The sequence below is a fragment of the Salipiger bermudensis HTCC2601 genome (assembly GCF_000153725.1).
In the GTDB taxonomy this organism is placed as follows: Bacteria; Pseudomonadota; Alphaproteobacteria; order Rhodobacterales; family Rhodobacteraceae; genus Salipiger; species Salipiger bermudensis.
Genome location: NZ_DS022276.1, coordinates 3,473,564 through 3,477,687, shown reverse-complemented (window position 1 = coordinate 3,477,687; position 4,124 = coordinate 3,473,564). Strand labels below are relative to the sequence as shown.

The following is a 4,124-nucleotide window of genomic DNA, read 5'->3' as shown; positions in this document are numbered from 1 at the left end:
AGGCCTTCACCCCGCCAAAGCAGAGCATGCTCTCGGAGCCGCCGGTGAGCATCACCGAGCAGCTGCCGCCGCGCACCATGTGATAGGCCAGCCCCATGGCGTGGTTCGACGAGGCACAGGCGGTGGCGACGGTGAAGGTCGGACCGCGCAGGTTCATCTCCATGCTGACATGGGAGGCGGCGGCATTGTTCATCAGCTTCGGCACGACGAAGGGATGAACGCGGTTCTTGCCCTCCTCGTAGACCGAGCGGTAATTCTCGTCCTGCGTGGTCAGACCGCCGCCGGACGTGCCCAGCACCACGCCCGAGCAATCCGCCAGGGCGCCGGTGAAATCGAGCCCGGACTGTGCCACCGCCTGCCTTGCGGCGAGAAGCGCGAACTGGGTGAAGCGGTCATAGAGCGACATCTGCTGGCGATTGAAGGAGCTCTCGGGCTCGTAGCCCTTGATCTGGCCGCCGATGCGGATCGCCAGCCGCTCCACATCGCGGAACTCGAGCTCGGAGATACCGCAGCGGCCTTCGCGCATCGCTTCGAGGGTTTCCGGCACGTCGCGCCCGAGAGCATTGATCGTGCCGGCGCCGGTAATGACGACGCGTTTCACTTCTTCTGCTCGGCGATCAGCGCTTCGATGCCGGCCACGATGCTGGCGACCGACGAGATGTCGAAATCGCTCTTCTCGGGCTCGTTGGCGTTGAAGGGGACTGAAATGTCGAACTCTTCCTCGATGGCGAAGATGCTTTCGACGAGGCCGAGGCTGTCGATGCCCAGATCCTCGAGCGTGCTCTCCATCGTGACATCGGACGGTTCCAACACGGCCTGTTCGGCGATGATCGCGATCACGCGGTCCTTAACACTCATGGGCGGCGCTCCCTATTCGTCGCAGAGTCCCGGCTCGTCTACTCATTCCCCGTCAGCTTGGAAACCGCTTTCTTCAGCTCCGCGACATCGCGGAACAGCCGTGGCAGGCGGCGCATCCCCTTGTAGCTTTCCACGTGCTGATCCATCTTGATCGCCGGGTAGCCGAGCATGGCGCGGCCGGCAGGCACATTGGCCAAGACCTTGGCGCCGGCGCCGATCACCACGTTGTCGCCGACGAAGACGTTGTCGACGAGCCCGCTCTGACCGGCCATCACAACGTTGTTGCCAACCTTGGCCGAGCCGGCGATCCCGGACAGACCGCAGAGCAGGCAATTCTCGCCCACGATGGTGTTGTGGCCGACCTGCACAAGGTTGTCGATCTTGGTGCCCGCGCCGATCATCGTGTCGCGCACGGTGCCGCGGTCGATACAGGCATTCGCGCCCACCTCGACATCGTCGGCGATGGTCACGCCGCCCAGCGAGTGGATGCGGGCCCAGGCCTGCGCCTCGCCTCCGGCCTCCTTGCCGAGGCTCTCGCGCACCTTCTCGACCCCCGAGGGCTCGGGCGTCACGAAGGAGAAGCCGTCGCCACCGATCACCGCGTTGGGCTGGGCAATGAAGCGCGCGCCGATGGTGCAGCGCGCGCCGATCCTAGCGCCGGCATGGATCAGCGCGCTCGCGCCGATCGTGGTGTTCCAGCCGATATTGACCTGCGGCCCGATCACCGAACCCGCCCCGATGCTGACACCGGCCCCGATCACCGTGAATGGCCCGACCGAGACCCCTTCGCCAAGCCGCGCCGAGGGGTCGATCACCGCCATCGGGTGGATCCCCTCGTGATAGCCCTGACCGGGATCCATCATCGCCGAGACGCCGGACAGAGTATGGCGCGGGCGCTTCGGCAGCAGCACCGCGCTCAACCCCATGGCCTGCCAGTCAGCGCCCTCCCAGAGCAGCGCGGCGCGCGCCCTGCCCTCGGAAAGCTGCTCGGCGTATTCCGGCTTCATCGCGAGCGCGAGGTGCTCCTCGCTCGCCATCGCAGGCTCGGCCACGCCGCTGACGCGGATATCGGTGTCGCCAAGCGCCTCGAGCCCGAGGGCAGCGGCAATGTCGGAAATGCTGTAGGTCGGCATCGGATCCTCCGGGATGTCTCCCCGAAGGACTTAACTCTCCACGCCGCCCAGTGCCACCCCTGCTGCCGCGAGGGCGTCCCAGATCTTGGCGTCACGCCCGTAGACATCGGCGCGGTAATTGACCCGGCCCTTCGCCTGCGTGAACGCGGTGCGGTAGATCAGGTGCACCGGCACCGGCTGCTCGAGATTGACCCGGCTCTCCGAGCCGCCTCGCAGACGCGACGCGAAGAAACCCTCGGGATCATCGGTCTGCAGCGCCAGCAGCGCATAGGCGAAATCCTTGGGATCGCCGAGCCGGATGCAGCCGTGCGAAAAGGTCCGCTGGCCACGCGCGAACAGGTGCTTCGACGGCGTGTCATGCAGGTAGATGTTGTACTTGTTCGGGAACATGAACTTCACCTGCCCGAGCGCGTTCTTCGGGCCCGGGGGCTGGCGCATGGCAAACGGGAAGCTTGCGGCAGAGTACTGGGCAAAGCCGTTGCCGCGATTGACCCGTCGCCCTCGGCTGTCGGTGATCACCAGATGGCTCACCGCACCCGGGTTTCGGCGCAGCAGCGGCAGGTACTCGTTCACCACGATCGAGCGCGGCACGTACCACGACGGGTTGATCACCATGAACTCCATCACGTCCGAGAACTCGGGCGTACGGCGGTCAGGGTCCTGATGGCCCACCACCGAGCGCGTCTCGAAGGTGACCTTGCCGTCATCGATGATGCGGGCGTGGAAATCGACGATGTTCACCAACACATGACGCTCACCCAGACCGTCGGCGAAGTTGATCCAGCGTTCGCGCTCCATCGCCACGATCACCGATTTCAGGCGCTCGGTCGCAGGCACGTTCACGGCGCTCAGGGTCGAGGAGCCGGCCACCCCGTCCGCTTCGAGCCCATGGTCACCCTGAAAAGCCAGCACAGCGTCGCGCAGCGCATCATCATAGCGCGCAGACAGCGTCGGCTTGAGGTAGCCCATCTCGATCAGCCGGTCGCGCAGGATCACCACGCCGGGGCCGCTGTCGCCGGGATCGAGCTTTCCCACAGTCACCGGCGCGCCCCAGCCGCCGCGGGCGATGACCCGCTCGAGGCTCAGCTTCTCGCGCATCAGGCGCGTGTACTCGGGCGTTTTCGGCGCGAGATCGCGGAACACCGCGCGCGGCTCGCCCGTCGCGAGCGCCTCGAGCAGATCCTCCGAGCCGCGGCGAGCGGGCTCGCGCTTGATGCCGCTGTCGATGCGGCGGCCATCGAGCGCACCGCCGCTGAGATCGCGGGCGAATTGCAGATAGGCGCGCGACAGCTCGATCTCGAGCTGCCCCCGGTCACCTTCACTGCGGACCGCGCGCATCCGGGCCAAAAGCGACACCGGATCGTAGCGACGGGCCGGCAACCCATGCTGGCCAGCACTCGAAAGCGCCTGGATCAGCGCCGCGCGCCGCGCCGTGGCAGCCTCATCCGCAGAGGTCCAGATCGGCTCGAAACCGCGAGCCCGGTAGAACGCCGCCATGCCTTCGTCTTCCGAGAGCGACTCGGCCACTGCCTGTTTGTACCCGGTCAGCGCGAGGCTCTGGGCCTGCGCCGCCTGTGGCGCGGCGGCACACATCCAGCCAGCGGCCATCCCGGCCACGAGACCGAGTTTCAGAGCGGTGGAAAGCTGCCTGCGTGAATTTGTCATAGTGATCCCTGAACTCGAACGGCCTGCTACAAAACTAGTGTTGGACGTCAGTATCCTACACTGTCCACTCACATTTCCCGAAGGCGTGATAATTCCGCCGCAGCGCGGCAGCGCTGCACCGGTCATGCGTGTCGGCGCGTTCCGGCCACAAGATGTACGCTATTTGCGCAGGATCTTGCCGAAAACGGCTCAATCTCTCCGACCTACCGAAAACCGCCTTCTCAGAATTTTTACTCTGTGGCATATAATCCACGCATCTGGGGATAGATGGCAGGTGTCGTCCAACGAGGCGACGCAAACAGGTACAGCGACTTAACGGGACAGGCGCTTTCACATGACAAAATCAACTGCAGGCGGCCTTACACGCCGCGGCCTTCTTGGCGCATTTGGCGCTACACTCGTCACAGCAGCTCCGACATACGCAAACGCGGCAGGGTTCCTGCGCGGCGCTGGCGATATTCGCCGGCT

The 4,124-nt window shown here is 65.4% G+C and carries 3 protein-coding genes and 2 pseudogenes; 1 reads left to right on the top strand and 4 read right to left on the bottom strand.

Going from position 1 to position 4,124, the window contains the following annotated elements; genetic code table 11:
* From R2601_RS16470 to R2601_RS16455, 4 genes and pseudogenes are all read right to left on the bottom strand, one after another.
* Positions 1 to 547 (bottom strand): annotated as a pseudogene (locus tag R2601_RS16470) (beta-ketoacyl synthase N-terminal-like domain-containing protein); the annotation flags it as partial.
* 50 nt (positions 548 to 597) lie between these two features.
* Positions 598 to 858 (bottom strand): acyl carrier protein, encoded by a 261-nt coding sequence (locus R2601_RS16465; protein ID WP_040544829.1) that lies wholly within the window; start codon positions 856 to 858, stop codon positions 598 to 600.
* Between the two features lie 38 nt (positions 859 to 896).
* Positions 897 to 1,991: a UDP-3-O-(3-hydroxymyristoyl)glucosamine N-acyltransferase gene (gene lpxD, locus R2601_RS16460; protein WP_007800358.1), complete on the bottom strand. Its 1,095-nt coding sequence runs from the start codon at positions 1,989 to 1,991 to the stop codon at positions 897 to 899.
* 30 nt (positions 1,992 to 2,021) lie between these two features.
* The gene (locus R2601_RS16455) at positions 2,022 to 3,656 is read right to left on the bottom strand and encodes a L,D-transpeptidase family protein (RefSeq protein WP_040544828.1); all 1,635 of its coding nucleotides are present in this window, start codon (positions 3,654 to 3,656) and stop codon (positions 2,022 to 2,024) included.
* 334 nt (positions 3,657 to 3,990) lie between these two features.
* Between R2601_RS16455 and R2601_RS27385 the strand changes: the two are divergent.
* Positions 3,991 to 4,124, top strand: a pseudogene (locus tag R2601_RS27385) (Tat pathway signal protein); the annotation flags it as partial.

Excerpts from the sequence above, each read along its gene's own strand:
- lpxD (WP_007800358.1), bottom strand. The coding sequence starts at position 1,991 with ATGCCGACCTACAGCATTTCCGACATTGCCGCTGCCCTCGGGCTCGAG.
- R2601_RS16465 (WP_040544829.1), bottom strand. The coding sequence starts at position 858 with ATGAGTGTTAAGGACCGCGTGATCGCGATCATCGCCGAACAGGCCGTG.
- R2601_RS16455 (WP_040544828.1), bottom strand. The coding sequence starts at position 3,656 with ATGACAAATTCACGCAGGCAGCTTTCCACCGCTCTGAAACTCGGTCTC.